This is a genomic window from Verrucosispora sp. NA02020, assembly GCF_013364215.1.
Classification (GTDB): Bacteria; Actinomycetota; Actinomycetes; order Mycobacteriales; family Micromonosporaceae; genus Micromonospora.
The window spans coordinates 2,086,731-2,104,977 of record NZ_CP054923.1 but is presented as its reverse complement, the minus strand read 5'-3'; the positions used below and the strand labels follow the sequence as shown (position 1 = coordinate 2,104,977).

Genomic DNA, 18,247 nt, shown 5'->3' with positions numbered 1-18,247 from the left:
GTCGGCCTCAGTTGATCTCGTCGGCCCAGGCCCGCCAGTCGTCGAGCACGCCGTACAACGCCGGGGTCAGCCAGCCCGGCGCGGACCGCCGGAACACCCCCGGGTCCATCGCCCCGGCCCCGGACGGCAACGCACCGAGCAGGTTCGGCAGCAGGTCGCTGACGTTGGCCCAGTGCACCAGCTCCGGGTCGGCCGGCCAGGCGCCGATCACCACACCCGCCGGCACCGCACGCCGGTCCAGCGCCTCCAGGGTGAGCGCGGTGTGGTTGAGGGTGCCGAGACCCGCGCGGGCCACCACCACCGCCGGGGCACCCAACGACACCGCCAGGTCGGCCACCGTCCACGCCTCGCCCGAGGGTCGCAGCCCCATCGGGACGAGCAGCCCACCGGCGCCCTCGATCAGCACCAGGTCGTGCTTCTCCGCCTCCTCGCGGATCGCGTCGACGGCGTTGTACAACTCCAGCGGCGGCAGGTCCGCCACCCGGGCGGCGGCCAACGGGGCGAGCGGATCGGGGTAGGCGGCCAGCGTGCGGGCGGTCATCGGGGCGGAGAGCCGGGTGACCGCCTCGACGTCGCCGGGCTCACCGGTGGCCGTACCCGTCTGGCCGGGTTTGACCACCGCCACCCGCAGCCCGGCCGCCTGCGCGGCGGCCGTGATCGCGGCGGTCACCACCGTCTTGCCGACCTCGGTGTCGGTCCCGGTGACCAGCACCGGTCCGCGCCACTGATCCGTCACGGCGCACATTCCACGATGACCTCCAGGGCCCGCTCGAAGTCCGCCCGGGACGGCCCGGCACCGATGGTGAGCCGCAGCCGGGACCGGCTGTCCGGGGTCGAGGGCGGCCGGAAACAGCCGACCGCCACGCCCCGGTCCCGGCAGGCGGCGGCCCAGGCGGTCGCCGCCTCCGGGCCGGCGGCGGTGACCGAGACGACGGCGGCGTCCGGGACGGAGACCTCCAGGCCGGCGGCGCGCAGGCGGTCCACCGCGAGCGTGGCGCGGGCGGCCAGTTCGGCGCGGAGGGCGTCGCCGTCACGGGCCAGCCCGACGGCGGCGTGCACCCCGGCGGCCACGGCCGGCGGCAGCGCGGTGTCGTAGATGAAGGTCCGGGCGGTCTCCACCAGGTGCCGGACGAACTCGGCCGGACCGGCCACCACCCCGCCGGCACCACCGAGCGCCTTGGAGAGGGTGGCGGTGACCACCACGTCCGGCGCGCCGGTCAGCCCGGCGGCGGCCACCGCACCGGCCCCGGCCGGACCGACGACACCGAGCGCGTGCGCGTCGTCGACCAGCAGCAGCGCCCCGTGCGCGCGGGCGGTCGCGTGCAGCTCGGCCAGGGGCGCCAGGTCACCGTCGACGGAGAAGACCGACTCGGTGACCACCACCGCCGGACGGCCGGGTGCCCCGGCCAGGGCCGCCGCCACCGCGTCAACGTCGGCGTGCGGGGTCACCACGGTCTCCGCGCCGGAGATGCGACACCCGTCGATCAGGCTGGCATGGTTGTGCGCGTCGGAGACCAGCAGCGTGCGGGGGCGCACCAGCGCCCGGACCGCGCCGAGGTTGGCGAGGTAGCCGGAGGAGAAGAGCAGCGACCGGTCGGTGCCGAGCCAGTCGGCGAGCGCGTCCTCCAGCGCGTGGTGGGCGTCGGTGGAGCCCCGGACCAGTCGTGAGCCGGTCGCGCCCAGCCCGTACTCGGAGAGCGCCTTGGCCGCCGCCGCGACCACCTCGGGATGCGCGGAGAGGCCCAGGTAGTCGTTGCCGGCCAGGTCCACCACGGCGTCGTCGGCGGTACGCGGACGCAGCCGACGGGTCAGTCCCGCCTTGGCCCGCAGGTCCGCGCGGCGTGCCAGGGCCGCCAGCCAGTCCGCCACCACCACGCCCCTTCCCCGCCGGTTTCCACCGTCAGGCGTCGTCGCCCGGTCGCACGTCGTCGCCCCGGGCGCTTCCGCCGGGCGAAGTTACCACCCGTCCGGGCCGCCCCGGCGTGGCGCCGTACGGCTCGCCGGAGGGCACCGGGGCGGGGCCGCGCACGTTTCCGCCCGTCGGACGGCCTTGTAGGGTACGTGCCATGCCAGAGATCCTCGACCAGGCCCGTACCCAGGTGCTGGAGGGTGGCGTCGGCCTGGACCAGGCCGGTGTCCTCGCGGTGCTCAACCTGCCCGACGAGCACCTGACCGCCACGCTCCAGCTCGCCCACGACGTGCGGATGCGCTGGTGCGGCCCGGAGGTCGAGGTCGAGGGCATCGTCTCGCTGAAGACCGGCGGCTGCCCGGAGGACTGCCACTTCTGCTCGCAGTCCGGGCTGTTCACCTCGCCGGTGCGGTCGGTCTGGCTGGACATCCCGTCGCTGGTCGAGGCCGCCAAGCAGACCGCCGCGACCGGGGCGACCGAGTTCTGCATCGTGGCCGCCGTCCGCGGCCCGGACGCGCGACTGATGACGCAGATGCGCGAGGGCGTCGCCGCGATCAAGGCCGAGGTCGACATCCAGGTCGCCGCCTCGCTCGGCATGCTCAGCCAGGAGCAGGTCGACGAGCTGGTCGCCATGGGTGTGCACCGGTACAACCACAACCTGGAGACCTGCCGGTCGTACTTCCCGAACGTGGTCACCACGCACTCGTGGGAGGAGCGCTGGGAGACGCTGCGGATGGTCCGCGAATCCGGCATGGAGGTCTGCTGCGGCGGCATCCTCGGGCTCGGCGAGACGGTCGAGCAGCGGGCCGAGTTCGCCGCCCAGCTCGCCGAACTGGACCCGCACGAGGTGCCGCTGAACTTCCTCAACCCCCGGCCGGGCACCCCGCTCGGCGACCGTCCGGTGGTCGAGGGCAAGGACGCGCTGCGCGCCATCGCCGCGTTCCGGCTCGCCATGCCGCGCACCATCCTGCGGTACGCGGGCGGCCGGGAGATCACCCTCGGTGACCTGGGCACCCGCGACGGCCTGCTCGGCGGCATCAACGCGGTGATCGTCGGCAACTACCTGACCACCCTCGGTCGACCGGCCACCGACGACCTCAAGCTGCTCGACGACCTCAAGATGCCGGTCAAGGCGCTGTCGGCGACGCTCTGATGCCGATGGGCGAGCTGGTCGGGACGTGGTGCGACCGCTGCGGTGAGGCCGTGGCGGTCGGCGACCACGAAGGCTGCGCGGCGGCCCGCACCCTGGAACCGCCCCGGTACTGCGCCGGATGCCGACGCCGGATGAAGGTGCAGGTGCTGCCGGTCGGCTGGTCCGCCACCTGCGTCGAACACGGCGAACAGCGAGGCTGAGGCGTGACGTTGCGCGGAGAGACGGTGACCCTGCGGCGGGCGACGGCCGACGACGTGCCCACGCTCGCCGCCATCCGTGCCGAGCCCGAGGTCCGTCGCTGGTGGCGCGGCGACGACGACCTGACCGCCGCCGTCGAGGCCGACCTCGCCGACGACGACCTTGAGGTGTACGTCGTCGAGCACGACGACCGGGTGGTCGGGGCGATCCAGTGGTACGCCGAGAACGACCCCGACTACCGCCACGCCGGACTGGACATCTTCCTCGACCCGTCGGTACGCGGCCGGGGCCTCGCCGGAGACGCCATCCGCACCCTGGTCCGGCACCTGGTCGACGCCCACGGCCACCACCGCTTCACCATCGACCCGGCGGCGGCCAACACCGCCGCGATCCGCGCGTACGCGAAGGCCGGCTTCCGCACCGTCGGCGTCCTCCGTCGCTACGAGCGCGGCGCCGACGGCCGCTGGCACGACGGCCTCCTGATGGACCTGCTCGCCGACGACCTCCGCTGACCCCACCCGGACCGCGACCCTCGCGCGCTTCTGATGGGTGCGCTGGGTGTTATGTAAGGAAGGGCCCCCTGCTAACGCCTCGTGTATAGCAGGGGGCCCTTCCTAACATCCCCGCCGTCGCAGCACCGGAAATCCGCTGGCGCCCCGCCGCTGGAATGTCCAGAGTCGGACGATGCCGCCCCTCGTACCCGATGATCGTGCCGACCCGCTGGAGTGGCTGGCCTTCGCGCAGGCCGGAGTCCTCACCACCGCCCAGGCGCTGACCGTCCTGACCGAGGGCACGCTACGGGGTCTCGTCCGTTCCCGCCGATGGCGCTCCGTCGGCCGTGGCCTGCTGCTCTCCGGCAACGGCCGACTCACCCGGACCCAACAACTCTGGGTGGCCGTCCTGGCCTGCGGACGCGGCGCGGTCCTCGCCGGTCCCACCGCAGCTACCGAGGCCGGAGTACGCGGCCTGCGGCCCGAGCCGCTGCACGTCCTCGTGCCGTCGACCCGCCGGTCCGGGCGTACCACCCTGCGCCGGCTGCCGCTCGACATGGCCGCCGTGGTGGTGCACCGGACGTCGCTGCTGCCCGCCGACCACCTTCAGGTCGGCCGGCCGCCCCGGACCAGCACGGCACGTGCCCTGGTGGACGCGGCGAGTTGGGCACCTTCGACCCGCGCGGCGCAGGAGGTGCTGGCTGCCGGGTGCCAGCAGAGACGGGTACTGCCCGAGGAGATCACCGCCGTGCTCGACGTCCTGCCCCGGGCACCACGGCGACGACTGATCCGGCAGACCGTCGACGACATCGCCGGTGGCGCGCAGGCGCTCAGCGAGATCGACTTCGTCCGGCTCTGCCGCCGCGCCGGGCTGCCGGCACCGGACCTACAGGAGCGACGAACCGACACCACCGGTCGTACGCGCTGGCTCGACGCGTACTGGCGCGAGTGGCGGATCCATGTGGAGATCGACGGGGCGCACCACATGGACGTACGCCAGTGGGCGGCGGACATGCAGCGGCAGAACGACGTCTGGACGACGGGTGACCGTATCCTGCGCTTTCCCGCCTGGCTGGTACGCGCCCACCCCGACCAGGTCGCCGACACGGTCCGCCGCGCCCTCGTCGCCGCCGGTTGGCGTCCGGACTCGTGAATCTTGGACGGTTGCCGTCACTGTCGAACGGAAATTGTCCACGATCGCCGGACAGGCTGCACCGTAAGCGCGAGGTACCGCGTCCTGCGAACGGACGGAGCGGACGCGGTAAGCAGGGACGGGCCGGAGCGGACCCGGACGGAGCAGACCCGGACGGAGCAGACCCGGTTGGCGGGTACGGGCCGGGTGGATCGGGTGGTGACGGCGAGAACGGCCGCCGGAGGGACACCGGCGGCCGTTCTCGGGTGGTTGGTCATCGGGTCTCCCCCCGATCAGCCGGAGGAGATGGCACAAGCTTGCCTGCGGATGGGGCCCACCGATCTCAGGCGAACGGTCCGACCTGGGCAGACGGGCGGGTCCCGTGTCGGGACGTCGGGGTGGAATCAGGGGCCACCAGCGGCGTGTCGGTGTAACGCGATTCGGCCCGCCGACGCTACCCCCGCCGGCCCAGAATCGCCCGCGCCCCGGCTTGCATCCCGACGAGACGCTCGCGCCGTTCCGGATCGGCCTTCCCGGAACGCTCGCTCCTATGGTGCCGCTCGGCCTTCCCAAACCGGTGAACGCCAGATTACATTGCTACTCATCCATGGGAGCGCTCCCGGTCCTGCTGGAGCCACTCTGCCACCACCGCCGGCAGCCGTCCACCCCGACGCGTGCGCGTCGACGCTGCCTGCCCCGTACGACAGGAGCAGCCGCATGCACCACATCAGACGGCCGGGCCGCGCGCGCGGCGACGATCCCGGCCGACGCGGCCACTGGTCGCGTCGTCTCCGCAGCACCGGCACGGTCATCGCCGCCGGCCTGGCGCTGGCGGTCGGCGTACCGGCGGCAGGCGTCGCCGCGCCGAACACCACCGTGCCGAACACCACCAACTCCACCGCACCGAACACCACCACCAGCAACGCCGCCGCCAGCAACGCCGCGTCGAGCAACGCCGCCGCTCCGGCGTTCAACTACGCCGAGGCGTTGCAGAAGTCGCTGCTGTTCTACGAGGCGCAGCAGTCCGGCAAGCTGCCGGACTGGAACCGGGTCTCCTGGCGCGACGACTCGGCACTGCGGGACGGCGCGGACGTGGGGCTCGACCTCACCGGTGGCTGGTACGACGCCGGTGACCACGTGAAGTTCGGCTTCCCGATGGCGTTCAGCACGACGATGCTGGCGTGGGGCGCGGTCGAGTACCGGGCCGGGTACGTGGCGTCGGGCCAGCTCACCCATTTGTTGAACAATCTGCGGTTCGTCAACGACTACTTCGTCAAGGCGCACCCCTCGCCGAACGTGCTGTACGGGCAGGTCGGCAAGGGCGACGACGACCACAAGTGGTGGGGGCCGGCCGAGGTGATGCCGATGGCGCGGCCCGCGTACAAGATCGATGCGAGCTGTGGCGGCGCGGACCTGGCGGGTGAGACGGCGGCGGCGATGGCCGCGTCGTCCATGGTGTTCCGGCCGACCGACGCCGCGTACGCCGATAAGCTGCTCACCCACGCGCGGCAGCTCTACACGTTCGCCGACACGGTGCGTAAGAGCTACCACGAGTGCATCACGGACGCGACCAGCTTCTACCGGTCGTGGAGCGGCTACCAGGACGAGCTGGTGTGGGGTGCCATCTGGCTGTACCGGGCGACCGGCGACGCCACGTACCTGGCCAAGGCGGAGAGCGAGTACGACAAGCTCGGCACCGAGCCGCAGACCACCACCCGCTCCTACAAGTGGACGGTGGCCTGGGACAACAAGCAGTTCGGCGCGTACGTGCTGCTGGCCAACCTGACCGGGAAGCAGAAGTACGTCGACGACGCCAACCGGTGGCTGGACTTCTGGACCGTGGGCGTGAACGGGGAACGGATCCGCTACTCCCCCGGCGGGATGGCGGTGCTCGACTCCTGGGGCGCGTTGCGGTACGCGGCCAACACCGCGTTCGCCGCGCTGGTCTACAGCGACAAGACCACCGACGCGACCCGCAAGACCCGCTACCACGACTTCGCCGTCCGGCAGATCAACTACGCACTCGGTGACAACCCGCGCAACTCCAGCTACGTGGTCGGCTTCGGCACCAACCCGCCGAAGAACCCGCACCACCGCACCGCGCACGGCTCCTGGTGGGACAGCATGACCGTACCCACGGAGACCCGGCACACCCTCTTCGGCGCCCTGGTCGGCGGGCCGTCGTCGCCGAACGACGCGTACACCGACAACCGGTCGGACTACGTGATGAACGAGGTCGCCACCGACTACAACGCCGGTTTCACGTCCGCGCTGGCCCGGCTCTCCCAGGAGTACGGGGGTACGCCGCTCGCCGGTTTCCCGGGTGTCGAGCGGCCCGACATCGACGAGTTGACCGTGGAGACCACGGTGATGCAGAACGAGACCCGGGCCACCGGTCTGAAGGTGATGATCTACAACAAGTCGGCGTTCCCGGCGCGGGCGTTGACCGACGCGAAGTTCCGCTACTACTTCCGCCCGGACGGCACCGGCGCGGTGCAGGTCACCCCCGGCTACACCCAGGGCTGCCCGGCGCCGAGCACCGCCAAGCAGGCCAGCGGTGACCTCTGGTACGTGGAGGTCGACTGCACCGGACAGACCATCGCGCCGGCCGGTCAGTCGCAGCACCGGATGGAGGTGCAGTTCAAGGTCGGTGTGCCCGAGGGCGGCACCTGGAACACCGGCAACGACCCGTCGTTCCAGGCCACCGCCGGGCCGAACCGCAACGTGCCGTTGTACGCGGGCGGGGTCCGGGTGTGGGGCGTGGAGCCCACCGGTGACACCGACCCGCCGCCGCCGGACCCGGACGACACGGTCGCGCCGACCGCTCCCGGCGCGGTGACCGTCTCCGGGATCACCGCGACCGGAGCCACCCTGACGTGGGGTGCCGCCACCGACAACGTGGGCGTCACCGGGTACCGGGTCTACCGGGACGACGTGCTGGTCGCGACCGTCACCGGCACCACGTACGCGGCGACCGGGTTGACCGCGCAGACCACGTACCGCTTCCACGTGGTGGCCGTCGACGCGGGCGGCAACGTCTCGCCGCCCACCGCGAAGGTCTCGGTGACCACCTCGGCGCCGCTGCCGACGACGCCCTGCCGGGTCACCTACGGCACCAACGACTGGGGCACCGGGTTCACCGCGAACATCACCATCGCGAACACCGGCACCTCGACCATCAACGGCTGGACGCTGGCGTTCACCTTCCCGCACAGCGGCCAGCGGGTCGGCCAGGGCTGGGGGGCGACCTTCCAGCAGACCGGCGCGTCGGTGACCGCGACCAGCCTGTCCTACAACGGCACTCTCGCGCCGGGCACATCGACAAGCATCGGTTTCAACGGTACGCACACCGGCAGCAACCCCCGACCGACAGGCTTCACGGTCAACGGGGCGACCTGCACCGTCGCCTGATCCCGGGGGCGGTGTGGCCGGCCGACGTGCTCGGCCACACCGCCCCTCCAGCACGCGCCGACACCCCGATCGGTTCACCATCAGTGCAGATTGTGTGAACATCCATAAGATCCACCCGCACGCCGACCGCTCCCGTACCCAACGGCACCCCTGTCGACCTGGGAAAAGGAGCTGAACAATGCGCGGACGACACCGTCGGACACGTCGGACACGCCTGCTGGCCCTGGTGGCGGTCGGGGTGGTGGCCCTCGCCGGGCTCGCGATCGCCCCGATGACCTTCGCCGCCGAGGCACCCCGCAACACCTGCCCCGACCTGGAGGTCATCGGCGCACGCGGCACCACCGAACGCCCCGGCCTCGGCATCGTGCTGACGCCGCTGGCCCGGCAGATCACCCGGGACCTGCCGCAGACCGTCCGCACCACCCCGCTGGACTACCCGGCCTCCGGCAACTACGTCGCCAGCGTCCGCCAGGGCGTCACCGAGGTGCAGCGGGTGATGACCGCGACCGCCGCGCAGTGCCCCGGCACCCGCTTCGTCCTGATGGGCTACTCCCAGGGCGCCGACGTGATGGGCGACGCGCTGGCCGGCACCGGCAGTCGTGCCGGCCTCTCCGCCGACCTCGCCACCCGGGTCTCGTCAGTCCTCCTCTTCGGCGACCCCTCCTTCACCGCCGGTGAACCCTTCAACGTCACCGACGGCCGACGCTCCGGCATCTTCCCCCGGGGCGCGGGGCGACTGAACGGCTTCGCCGACCGCATCCAGTCGTACTGCAACGCCAACGACCGCTTCTGCCAGGGCGGATTCAGCTTCGCCGCACACGTCAACTACCAGGGATTCCACCCCCAGGCCACCCGCTTCGCCGCCGCCCGCGCCACCGCCGACGTACCCCGCTGACCTCGCGGCTGGTTCCATCTGCGGCGGCGAGTGCGGCGGGTCCGTCGTCGTCGGCAGCCGGCGACGGCCGTACTGCGGCGACGGCAATCTTGGACAGTTTCCGTTAGGAGCTAACGGAAACTGTCCAAGATAGACATCCGTACCGCACGATCGTGGCGGTGTGGTCGGGTGTGCGGGGATGGGGCGAGCACGAGTCGCCGCAACCCGGCGGGCATCACGAACAACTGCCGCTTCTCGACCGCGTCTCCGTACCGGTCGAGCTGGTAACACTGGATCCAGGTCCAGCCGTACGGCGGATGCCAGTCGGCCTGCTCGCGGACGACCCGCACCACGATCGGCGTGCGAAACTGCGGACCCGCCTCGCGGGTCAACAGGTACACACCGGGCTCGACCACCGGCGTCCCGTCCGGCCGACGCCGCTCACCAGGCACGACGCGGTACGACCACAGCCTGGTCCACCCGCACCCGGGCGTACCGGCGGCGGACCTGGAGCGTCCCGTCCCCCTGCACCGCATGCCCGCTCACCTCGGCCCACACGTGGCCGTCCTGCTGCTGCGCCCGGCCGATCACCTCGGCCACGTAGAGCAGCAGCTCTCCCACCCCGGGCAGGTACGCCCCCTCCGGCACCCGGATCACGTCCCCCACCGCCACGGTGCCGAGTGCTTCCCCACCGAGCACTGCGGCGAGCGACGGTACAGATGGCGATCCATCGGTGGGTGCGGACCAGCGCGACGGCGGGACATCGTTCGTCGGTCTCGGTGTGGACACGGGAGCCTCCCTCGCCGCCTCGGTGGACCGGGGGCCGCCGCGGATGCTCGCCCGGCGGCGACCCCCGGGACGAACGCGCCCGCCGGGTTAGGGGGATTGACCTCCACCGAACGCGCCATCTGAACAAGACCTTGCCAAGGGTTGCGGGGCAGTTACACCGCGTAGGAGTGTGTACCGAAGACATTCTGGACGATGTGTTTGGAGCAGGGGATGAATCGGGCTGTTCAGCTCGCAATGGCAGCGGCCGGGGAGACCGCCGACAGCCTCGCAGCTCAGATCGGAGTAGATCCGAAAACCGCTGCGCGATGGGTCAGCCAGGGACGCGTTCCGCAGATGCGTCATCGTGCCCTCGTGGCAGAAATCCTGCGGCGGGACATAGAGGACCTTTGGCCGGACGCACTGCGACGTAAGGAGCCCGCGTGGTTCCTGCCGTGGACGCAGCTCGAACGGGAAGCGACCGGACTCCGCTGTTACGAGTCGTCGGTGATTCCGGGGCTTCTACAAACCGAGGAATACGCGCAGGCCGTGCTCGCCTCCGGGCCCCTGATGGCCGACACCGAAAGCCTCGTCGCACTCAGGATGGAGCGGCAGTCAGCGGTGTTCGAGCGGCCTCGACCACCGCTCGCGGTCTTCGTGATCGACGAAGCCGCGTTACGCCGGGGCACACAGAAGGTCGTGGGACCTCAACTCGACCGCCTGATCACCATGGCGCAGCGGCCGAACGTCATGGTGCATATCGTTCCACTGACGGCCGGTCTACACCCGGGCCAGGCCGGGCCGTTCGTTATCGCCACGACTGCGGACGGGGACGACGTCGGCTACCTGGACGATCAGGCCCAGGGACGGATCACCAATGAGGTGGCTCCACTCTGGGCCGTCTGGGATACCGTGAGGTCGGTGGCGCTTCCGCGTGACCAGTCCATCGAGTTTCTGAGAGCGCGGGAATGGCTGACCTGACCGGCGCCCACTGGCGCACAAGCACTCGGAGCAGCTCCAACGGCGGGAACTGCGTGGAAGTCACCGACAATCTGCCGGACATCGTCGGCGTCCGGGACTCCAAGGACCCGAGTGGTCCCGCCCTGGCCTTCGATCCCACCGCATGGCAGGCGTTCGTCGCCCAACTCGCCAAACGAGCCTGACCACTGCGGACATCCGAGAGCGCTCGCCCCACCGGGGCCGGGCGCTCTCCCCGTCCCCAGCCGCCCCAACACCTCCCCGCCAGCCACCACCCCCGCCGATCATGGAGTTGTGGCATCGACAAACAGGGGCGTTTCATCAGACAACGGGCACCACAACTCCATGATCGACGCAGCAGAGCGCGCGCCGCGGCAGAGCGCGCGACACGGCACCACGCGCGACACGGCACACGACGGCCGCAACACGCGCGTGAGGGACGGGAAAGGGCGGTGGGCGGGGCTCCCGCATCGGGAGTCCCGCCCACCTCACCGTCCTCCGCACCGGAGGTCGGTCGTCTGTGCTGTCAGCCGGCGCGTTCCGTCGCCGCCGACACCTCGGCCCCGAGGGGGACCGTCATGGTGAGCAGGGAGCCGTCGCGGTCGGCGGTGGTGGGTCGGGCCAGCCGACGCAGGGTACGCAGCATGGCCGTGTTGTCCGCCTGGATGTGCAGCACCATGGCCGCGTACCCGGCGGACTCGGCCTGCCGGGTCAACCGGCGCAGCAGGGTCGAGCCGAGGCCGCGCCGCTGCCAGTCGTCGCGGACCAGCAGGGCCACCTCGGCCTCGTCGCCCTCGGCGAGCAGGTTCGCCATCGCGACGACCGACTCCGCCGCCCCGTCGGAGCCGGTCGTCGCGGCGATCAGGGTCTGCCCACGCGCCGGTTCCAGGAGCTGACGCATCCGGGCCGGAGTGGGCAGGCAGGCACCGCCAAGGTAGCGGCGTTGGCGGGTGTCCGCCGAGCATGCCTCGTGCAGTTCGGTCACGGCCGCCAGGTCGTCGGCGACGGCGGGGCGTACGGTCAGCTCGGCGCCGTCGGGCAGGACCACGGTGACCTGCTCGGTGGTGCGGCGGGCGGCGGTGGCGCCCAGCTCCAGCAGGGCCTGCGCGCGGGCGTACTCGGCGGGCGTGAAGCTCGGCGCGACCCGGCGCAGCAGGTAGGAGCCGCCGTTGGGGTCGGCCAGCAGCATCGTCGCCTCGTCGACTCCGATACGCATCTCGGCGAGTGCCGGACGCCAGGTCACCTCGTCCGCGCCGAGGAGGGCACGCAGCACCTCGCCGGTGGCGTCCGGGTCGTGGACCAGCCGGGTGGCCAGCCCGAGTACGCGGGTCGGCTGGTCCGCCAGGCCGCGCGCCTCGCTGCGCGCCACCCAGCAGTCCCGGCCCCGGCCCCGTTCCACGGCGGCGATCAGACCCGCTTCGTCGAGGGTGTCCGGCGCGTCCACGAGGAAGTCGTCGACGGCGCCACGTTCGGTGGTGTGCACCTGCACGGTGAGGATGTTGACCCCACGTAGCGCGAGGCTCGCCGTGAGCACCGACAGGTAGCCCGGTCGGTCGTCCACGGTGGCCCGGATCCGCCACAGCGTCATGGTCGCCTCCTTTCACCTGTCACTCTGGCCTGCCGCTGTTGCCGGCCGGTTGCCCCGTCGTGTCCAGCGGCCACGGGCCCTGCGGTCTGCGTCACACCAGGTCGCGGCCGGTCAGGGGGTGGCGACGGTCGGGGAGCCGACCAGGTCGAGCCGGTCGCCGAGGATCACCGCGCTGGCCCGGACCAGCTGGGCGAGCCGGTCGACCTCGGTGCTGTGGAAGGCGGCCGGGGTCAACGTCTCGTTGTGCTCGCGGGAGACCACGAGGACCAGTCCGGCGCGACCGAACGGCGCGATGGCGAAGTGGCTGCCGTCGGGCATGGTCATCGACCGGGCGCGCAGCGGGGTCACCTCCGGCAGCCGGGGCGGCATCGGCGTACGCCAGCTCGCGTGCCCGACCGTCGCTCCGCCGCCGCCGGTGCGGGAGGCCCAGTCGACCGGTACGACCGCGGCCACGGACCACTCGGCGGCGAGCAGTCCGGGTACCGCGTCGACGAGGGTGGCCAGCCCGTCGGCCGGGTTGGCGGCGACCTGGGCCAGCAGTTCCGCGTCCTGCCCGGTGGTGGTGGGCGCGCCGATCGCCCGCCACACCCCGTCGACGCGTACGCCCGGGATCGCGGCCAGACCGGCCAGCAACCGTTCCACCCGGGCGGCGCCCGGCCAGACCACGGTGAAGTCGTCGACCGCCCGGCCGCCGAGCCGTTCCAGGACGACCACCTGGACGATGTCCGCGCCTGATACCCCGAGGGTGCGCGCCACCTGACCGAGCGTGCCTGGACGGTCCGGCAGGGTGACCCGTACACGCAGCAACATCTGAACCCTCCGCTCGGCGGGCCGGCACAATCCCGGCAGGCTGAACCCGAGCGTGGCAGTTGACCATTTCGTCCCTGTTGCTGCGGCATGTCCCCTGGGCAAAACCTGACCTTGACAACCTGACGGGGCTGCCATCAACTGTCCGAATGACCGATCCGGCTGCCCGTTTCCCCGCCGGTCTGGACCTCGGCCGTCTCGGCGCGTACCTCGCGACGCATCGACCGGAGTCGGCCGGGGAGCCGCTGCGGGCCGACCTGATCGCCGGTGGGCGGTCGAACCTCACCTACCTGGTCCACGCCGGCGACCGTGACCTGGTGCTGCGGCGACCACCGCTCGGGCACGTGCTGGCCACCGCGCACGACATGGCCCGAGAGTTCCGGGTGATCTCGGCGCTGGCCGCCACCGACGTGCCGGTCCCCCGCGCGCTGCTGCTCTGCGCCGACCCGGAGGTGCTGGGCGCGCCGTTCTATCTGATGGAGCGCGTGCCCGGCGAGGTGTACCGGGCGCGCCGGCAGACCGACCGGCTCAGTGCCGGGCAGCGGCACGACCTGGCCATGGCGATGATGGACACCCTCGCCACGCTGCACACCGTCGACCCGGCGGCGGTCGGCCTGGGCGACTTCGGCCGCCCCGACGGCTACCTGGCCCGGCAGGTGCGCCGCTGGGCCGGGCAGCTCGACCGGTCCCGCAGCCGACCGCTTCCCGGCATCGACGAGCTGCGCGACCGGCTCGCCGCCACGGTTCCCGACAGCACCGGTACGGGCCGTCTCGTGCACGGCGACTACCGGCTGGACAACCTGCTCGCCGCCGTCGACCCGGCGACGGGGTCGATGACCGTGACCGGGGTGCTGGACTGGGAGATGGCCACGCTCGGCGACCCGCTTGCCGATCTCGGGCTGCTGCTGACGTACTGGGACGTCCTGGGCGGCGGCGTCTCCGTCGACAACCCGGTCGCCGACGGACCCGGCCCGCGTGCCGGGTTCCCGACCGGCGCGGAGCTGATCGACCGGTACGCCGCCCGCAGTGACGTCGACGTCGGCCCGCTCGACTGGCACGTGGCACTGGGCTGCTTCAAACTCGCGGTGATCTGCGAGGGCATCCACTACCGGCACACCCTCGGGCAGACCCTCGGCGAGGGTTTCGACACCATCGGCGGCATGGTCGCCCCGCTGGTCGCCCACGGGCTGGCCACGCTGAGGGAGGCATGATGCACTTCGGGTACGACGACCGCACCGAGCAGTTGCGCGGGGAGCTGACCGAGTTCCTGGTTGATCACGTCTACCCGGCCGAGGCCGTGTACGCCGCCGAGGTGGCCGCCGCCGGTGACCCCTGGGCCCGACCGCCGGTGCTGGCGGGGCTGAAGGACGAGGCGCGCCGACGTGGCCTGTGGAACCTCTTCCTCCCCGATCCGCGCCACGGCGCCGGGCTGACCAACCTTCAGTACGCGCCGTTGGCCGAGCTGACCGGCCGCAGCCCGCACCTGGCCCCGGAGTCGCTCAACTGCGCCGCGCCGGACACCGGCAACATGGAGTTGCTCGCCGAGTTCGGCTCCCCCGCCCAGCAGGAGCGGTGGCTCGGCCCGCTGCTGGCCGGTGAGATCCGCTCGGCGTTCTGCATGACCGAACCGGACGTCGCCTCTTCCGACGCGACGAACATCGCCACCGCGATCCGCCGCGACGGCGACCACTACGTGGTCGACGGCCGAAAATGGTGGTCGTCCGGGGCGATGGACCCGGCCTGCGAGATCTTCATCGTGATGGGCAAGACCGACCCGGGCGCCGACCGGCACCGGCAGCAGAGCATGATCCTGGTCCCCCGGGACACTCCGGGGGTCACGGTCCGCCGGGGGATGACCGTCTTCGGCTTCAGCGACGCCCCGCACGGCGGCCACGCCGAGATCCACTTCGACGGCGTACGGGTGCCGGCGGAGAACCTCGTCGGCGCCGAGGGCACCGGGTTCGCCATCGCCCAGGCGCGGCTCGGCCCCGGCCGCATCCACCACTGCATGCGCCTGATCGGCATGGCCGAACGGGCCCTGGAACTGCTCTGCCGCCGAGCCGCCGACCGGGTCGCGTTCGGCCGCCCCCTCGCCGAGCAGGGCGTGGTGCGGGAGTGGATCGCCGAGTCCCGGGTCCGCATCGAGCAGGCCCGCCTGCTGGTACTCAAGACCGCCTGGCTGATGGACACCGTCGGCAACAAGGGCGCACACACCGAGATCCAGGCGATCAAGATCGCCACGCCGGCGATGGCCGAGTGGGTGATCGACAAGGCGATCCAGACGTACGGCGCGGCCGGCGTCAGCCAGGACACCCCCCTGGCCGCACTCTGGACCCACGCCCGTACGCTCCGCCTCGCCGACGGCCCCGACGAGGTGCACCGCGCCAGCCTCGCCAAACGCGAACTACGCCGCTGGACCCGCCCCGCCTGACGGCACCCGCCACGAACGGCGTGCGTTCCTGGCTCGGGGCTGCCGTCCGACCAGAACGAGAACTCCCACCATGGCCAGGGCAAATACGCCGATCGAGGTGACCTCGACCGCGAGCACCCATGGCCGAGGTTCGATGAGGTCGTTGAGCAGTCCATAGAGTTCGGCGGTGGAGGCGATGGCGAGAAGAGTCGCTGACGTGGTCAGGATGGTGTTCAGGCGCCGACGCCGGTGAGATTCGGCAGCGGCCAGCCGGTCGTCGAAGGCGCGGAACAGCCCCGAGGCGGCCTGGTACAGATCCTCAGCCTCCTGAATCCGACTCAACAAGGAACGTTCGTACGCGGCAAGACCAGCCGCCTCGTACAGGCGGTCGAAATAGGAACGCCTGATCAGGTCACGCAAGAGGGTGGGGGAATTGATTCCGTTGAGTTTGGCCCGGACGTCACTCGTGACCAGTCTGAGGTCGGCATACCGTTGTTCGAGTGACAAGATGGTGTGCTGCAGTGCGTTCCTCTCCTGGACCGTCGACATCGGCGCCTCCTGAAGAAGCCGTCGGGCCGTGTCGAGCTGGTCCCGCGCCTGCCGGATGTATTCGGTGATCTCCGCAGTCCAGCCGAGCAGTACGCCAGGAAGCGTGGCGATGAACTCGGCCTGAGCGCTGTAGCTCAGAGCCATCCAGTCCGGCGTCTCTGGCGCGGAAACCACTGTGGTGTTCGCCGTACGCAGGACGATGTCACCGTCGTATCCGTAGTCGCCGAGGATGTCGGTGGCATCCGGCGATGGGCGATAACGCACCCACTCCTCCAGTGTCACGGCATCCCGGCCAACGGGGCTGACGAATAGGCTGCTGCCCACGACAGCGGCATCACTGATCTCGGATCCGCAGGCATGTCGGGCTGTTCCGTCGGCCTGAATGACCTGGAGAGAATGAACCACCAACAACGAGTGACTCAGTGCCACCGCCGTGCCTACAGTGCGCTGGACGACATCGTCGAAGGACTGCTCCACCGATGGGTCGTCATTCAGCCCGTTGAGGAATTCCGTGATCACCTCTTGGGCATACTCGGAGAGTCTGCTCCACGCCTCCGTGTGGTCCGAGGTCGCCAAGCGCACCTTCTCGCTGGCTCCCATCACGACCGATGGACGACGAAGCGCCTGGTTGACGAGGTGCACGTCCGCATCGACCAGAGCGCCCTCAAGGCGGAGGCTGTGATTCCCGAGGCTGCTGATCCTCAGCGTGGCGGTGAGGGTCGTCTGTGTCTTCGCGGCGTCCGTCATCGTGATCAACACCGGAGGCAGCGACACGTCCAGCACCCGATAGTCGGACTCCGCCCCCCAGTCGTCGCCGACCGCGTGATCCACGACCGCACTGATCGGTCGCCCGTGCACACGCACCGCTCGCTCTTCACAACGACTCCTGATCGCGCTGATCGGATCGGCACCGTACCCGGTCGACGCGCTCGATCCGTCCCGACCAGGCGTCAGCCACATCCGGTCCAGCACAGCGCTGGGAATCGCAAACGGATAGATGTAGACGACCGTGGCATCCTCGACGAAGAGGAAGTCACGGTTCACCCACTCGCGCATGATCCGCAGGTTGGCCGCGAGTGCGGCAAGGTCGCCGGAGAGCCAGGCCTTCGCCGGGTGCCGACGCCTGGTCTGCTCTACCTTTTCGAGGAAGCCGGCCAACTCCTCGGCCAGAACCTCCCGGCGCTCGTGGACGCCCTGATCGCCGGCTCTCCTCCCGGCCAGAAGGAATTGACGCGTTGCCTGGGCACAAAAGACGAGGGCTTGATAGTAGTCCCGCGTCTCGTTGGCGTGCTCGGACAACCAGTCGGTCAATTCACCGCCGTCCAGAATCGACCGGATCCGGCAGATCTGATCGTCCATCGCTGCCACAATGCGACCCGCCTGCTTCTCCACCTCGTCCATGCAGGAGGAATTGACAGCCCTGCTGACTGCCATCCCCTGCGACACGAGCCAGATGTTCTCCAGCATGATCGAGGTATGTTCGGTGATCGCTGTGGAAGGTGGACCGGACCCGGCACCTCGAACCTGTTCCGGAGATTCCGGAAAACCCGTGCGCAACACCTCGGTGATCGTCCGCAGCACTCCACCCTGATCGGCATAGAGATCCCACATCTCGTTGATTCGGGCGTAGAGGTACGAGACGAGCAACAAAAGGAGATCAGGTCGACCGGCAACGTGTCCGACCTGAGCGCGGAGGACGGCCCGCACGATCTCCGAATCGGGGGCCCGGCCAGTGAACAGAGCATCGAGATCAGCCAGGGCATGCGCGTGCCCCGTCCGCGACAGCAAGTCCTGGATAGGGCGTACGTTGTGGTGTGTGAATGCCTCCGTCAAGGCATCGGCTACCGCTGCAGGAGATGGGGTGTCGGTCGGCATCGAATGAAGCGTCGCCACGTTGGAAGCCTCCAGCGCACACTCTGTCCGGGCCTGTCAGAGTAGGTGAGGCTGTCGACCGGCCGCAGCGGCCGACTGATCTGCAATAG

The 18,247-nt window shown here is 70.9% G+C and carries 17 protein-coding genes; 10 read left to right on the top strand and 7 right to left on the bottom strand.

Annotation, left to right across the window (positions count from 1 at the left end):
• Nucleotides 1-7: 7 nt before the first annotated feature.
• Together bioD and HUT12_RS09225 are read right to left on the bottom strand one after the other, a co-directional pair.
• The gene (gene bioD / locus HUT12_RS09230) at nt 8-745 is read right to left on the bottom strand and encodes a dethiobiotin synthase (protein WP_131057143.1); all 738 of its coding nucleotides are present in this window, start codon (nt 743-745) and stop codon (nt 8-10) included.
• Nucleotides 733-1,869, bottom strand: a complete 1,137-nt coding sequence (locus HUT12_RS09225; RefSeq protein WP_176093110.1) for an 8-amino-7-oxononanoate synthase — start codon at nt 1,867-1,869, stop codon at nt 733-735. Before HUT12_RS09225 ends, bioD begins: the two co-directional genes overlap by 13 nt.
• A 197-nt stretch (nt 1,870-2,066) precedes the next feature.
• On the opposite strand from HUT12_RS09225, the gene bioB reads away from it, so the two are divergent.
• The 6 genes from bioB to HUT12_RS09195 all read left to right on the top strand — a co-directional run bounded on the left by bioB (nt 2,067) and on the right by HUT12_RS09195 (nt 9,189).
• Entirely contained in the window at nt 2,067-3,062 is a 996-nt protein-coding gene (bioB, locus tag HUT12_RS09220) for a biotin synthase BioB (protein ID WP_131051758.1), read from the top strand.
• Nucleotides 3,062-3,262, top strand: a complete 201-nt coding sequence (locus tag HUT12_RS09215; RefSeq protein ID WP_131051759.1) for a hypothetical protein — start codon at nt 3,062-3,064, stop codon at nt 3,260-3,262. Before bioB ends, HUT12_RS09215 begins: the two co-directional genes overlap by 1 nt.
• 3 nt (nt 3,263-3,265) lie before the next feature.
• Nucleotides 3,266-3,772, top strand: a complete 507-nt coding sequence (locus HUT12_RS09210; RefSeq protein WP_131051760.1) for a GNAT family N-acetyltransferase — start codon at nt 3,266-3,268, stop codon at nt 3,770-3,772.
• Between the two features lie 172 nt (nt 3,773-3,944).
• Nucleotides 3,945-4,904, top strand: a complete 960-nt coding sequence (locus HUT12_RS09205; protein WP_131051761.1) for a hypothetical protein — start codon at nt 3,945-3,947, stop codon at nt 4,902-4,904.
• Nucleotides 4,905-5,600: 696 nt separating this feature from the next.
• Nucleotides 5,601-8,294 (top strand): glycoside hydrolase family 9 protein, encoded by a 2,694-nt coding sequence (locus tag HUT12_RS09200; RefSeq protein WP_176093108.1) that lies wholly within the window; start codon nt 5,601-5,603, stop codon nt 8,292-8,294.
• A 178-nt stretch (nt 8,295-8,472) separates the two neighbouring features.
• Nucleotides 8,473-9,189, top strand: a complete 717-nt coding sequence (locus HUT12_RS09195; protein ID WP_176093107.1) for a cutinase family protein — start codon at nt 8,473-8,475, stop codon at nt 9,187-9,189.
• A gap of 110 nt (nt 9,190-9,299) precedes the next feature.
• On the opposite strand, the gene HUT12_RS09190 is transcribed toward HUT12_RS09195, so the two are convergent.
• Both HUT12_RS09190 and HUT12_RS09185 read right to left on the bottom strand, forming a co-directional pair.
• Entirely contained in the window at nt 9,300-9,620 is a 321-nt protein-coding gene (locus tag HUT12_RS09190) for a hypothetical protein (protein ID WP_254876755.1), read from the bottom strand.
• The gene (locus HUT12_RS09185) at nt 9,610-9,957 is read right to left on the bottom strand and encodes a hypothetical protein (protein WP_176093106.1); all 348 of its coding nucleotides are present in this window, start codon (nt 9,955-9,957) and stop codon (nt 9,610-9,612) included. Before HUT12_RS09185 ends, HUT12_RS09190 begins: the two co-directional genes overlap by 11 nt.
• Nucleotides 9,958-10,167: 210 nt before the next feature.
• Between HUT12_RS09185 and HUT12_RS09180 the strand changes: the two genes are divergently transcribed.
• Both HUT12_RS09180 and HUT12_RS09175 read left to right on the top strand, forming a co-directional pair.
• The gene (locus HUT12_RS09180; protein ID WP_176093105.1) at nt 10,168-10,914 is read left to right on the top strand and encodes a DUF5753 domain-containing protein; all 747 of its coding nucleotides are present in this window, start codon (nt 10,168-10,170) and stop codon (nt 10,912-10,914) included.
• On the top strand, nt 10,902-11,096 hold the full coding sequence (locus HUT12_RS09175; protein ID WP_176093104.1) for a DUF397 domain-containing protein: 195 nt from the start codon (nt 10,902-10,904) through the stop codon (nt 11,094-11,096). Before HUT12_RS09180 ends, HUT12_RS09175 begins: the two co-directional genes overlap by 13 nt.
• Nucleotides 11,097-11,437: 341 nt before the next feature.
• Here HUT12_RS09175 and HUT12_RS09170 read toward each other — a convergent pair whose 3' ends face one another.
• Together HUT12_RS09170 and HUT12_RS09165 are read right to left on the bottom strand one after the other, a co-directional pair.
• Nucleotides 11,438-12,499: a GNAT family N-acetyltransferase gene (locus HUT12_RS09170; protein ID WP_176093103.1), complete on the bottom strand. Its 1,062-nt coding sequence runs from the start codon at nt 12,497-12,499 to the stop codon at nt 11,438-11,440.
• Nucleotides 12,500-12,610: 111 nt separating this feature from the next.
• Nucleotides 12,611-13,309: an amino acid-binding protein gene (locus tag HUT12_RS09165; RefSeq protein ID WP_131051769.1), complete on the bottom strand. Its 699-nt coding sequence runs from the start codon at nt 13,307-13,309 to the stop codon at nt 12,611-12,613.
• Nucleotides 13,310-13,455: 146 nt separating this feature from the next.
• Here HUT12_RS09165 and HUT12_RS09160 point away from each other — a divergent pair, with 146 nt between their 5' ends.
• Nucleotides 13,456-14,517: a phosphotransferase family protein gene (locus HUT12_RS09160; RefSeq protein ID WP_176093102.1), complete on the top strand. Its 1,062-nt coding sequence runs from the start codon at nt 13,456-13,458 to the stop codon at nt 14,515-14,517.
• Nucleotides 14,517-15,737 (top strand): acyl-CoA dehydrogenase family protein, encoded by a 1,221-nt coding sequence (locus tag HUT12_RS09155; protein ID WP_176095707.1) that lies wholly within the window; start codon nt 14,517-14,519, stop codon nt 15,735-15,737. Before HUT12_RS09160 ends, HUT12_RS09155 begins: the two co-directional genes overlap by 1 nt.
• Here HUT12_RS09155 and HUT12_RS09150 read toward each other — a convergent pair.
• Nucleotides 15,711-18,140, bottom strand: coding sequence for a hypothetical protein (locus HUT12_RS09150; protein WP_176093101.1), 2,430 nt, complete (start codon nt 18,138-18,140; stop codon nt 15,711-15,713). The two genes, HUT12_RS09155 and HUT12_RS09150, sit on opposite strands and share 27 nt — an antisense overlap.
• Nucleotides 18,141-18,247 lie beyond the last annotated feature (107 nt).

Bases quoted from the DNA above. Each gene is read 5' to 3' on its own strand.
- bioD (WP_131057143.1), bottom strand. From the start codon at position 745: ATGTGCGCCGTGACGGATCAGTGGCGCGGACCGGTGCTGGTCACCGGG.
- bioB (WP_131051758.1), top strand. From the start codon at position 2,067: ATGCCAGAGATCCTCGACCAGGCCCGTACCCAGGTGCTGGAGGGTGGC.
- HUT12_RS09215 (WP_131051759.1), top strand. From the start codon at position 3,062: ATGCCGATGGGCGAGCTGGTCGGGACGTGGTGCGACCGCTGCGGTGAG.
- HUT12_RS09205 (WP_131051761.1), top strand. From the start codon at position 3,945: ATGCCGCCCCTCGTACCCGATGATCGTGCCGACCCGCTGGAGTGGCTG.
- HUT12_RS09200 (WP_176093108.1), top strand. From the start codon at position 5,601: ATGCACCACATCAGACGGCCGGGCCGCGCGCGCGGCGACGATCCCGGC.
- HUT12_RS09195 (WP_176093107.1), top strand. From the start codon at position 8,473: ATGCGCGGACGACACCGTCGGACACGTCGGACACGCCTGCTGGCCCTG.
- HUT12_RS09180 (WP_176093105.1), top strand. From the start codon at position 10,168: ATGAATCGGGCTGTTCAGCTCGCAATGGCAGCGGCCGGGGAGACCGCC.
- HUT12_RS09175 (WP_176093104.1), top strand. From the start codon at position 10,902: ATGGCTGACCTGACCGGCGCCCACTGGCGCACAAGCACTCGGAGCAGC.
- HUT12_RS09170 (WP_176093103.1), bottom strand. From the start codon at position 12,499: ATGACGCTGTGGCGGATCCGGGCCACCGTGGACGACCGACCGGGCTAC.
- HUT12_RS09165 (WP_131051769.1), bottom strand. From the start codon at position 13,309: ATGTTGCTGCGTGTACGGGTCACCCTGCCGGACCGTCCAGGCACGCTC.
- HUT12_RS09160 (WP_176093102.1), top strand. From the start codon at position 13,456: ATGACCGATCCGGCTGCCCGTTTCCCCGCCGGTCTGGACCTCGGCCGT.
- HUT12_RS09155 (WP_176095707.1), top strand. From the start codon at position 14,517: ATGCACTTCGGGTACGACGACCGCACCGAGCAGTTGCGCGGGGAGCTG.
- HUT12_RS09150 (WP_176093101.1), bottom strand. From the start codon at position 18,140: ATGCCGACCGACACCCCATCTCCTGCAGCGGTAGCCGATGCCTTGACG.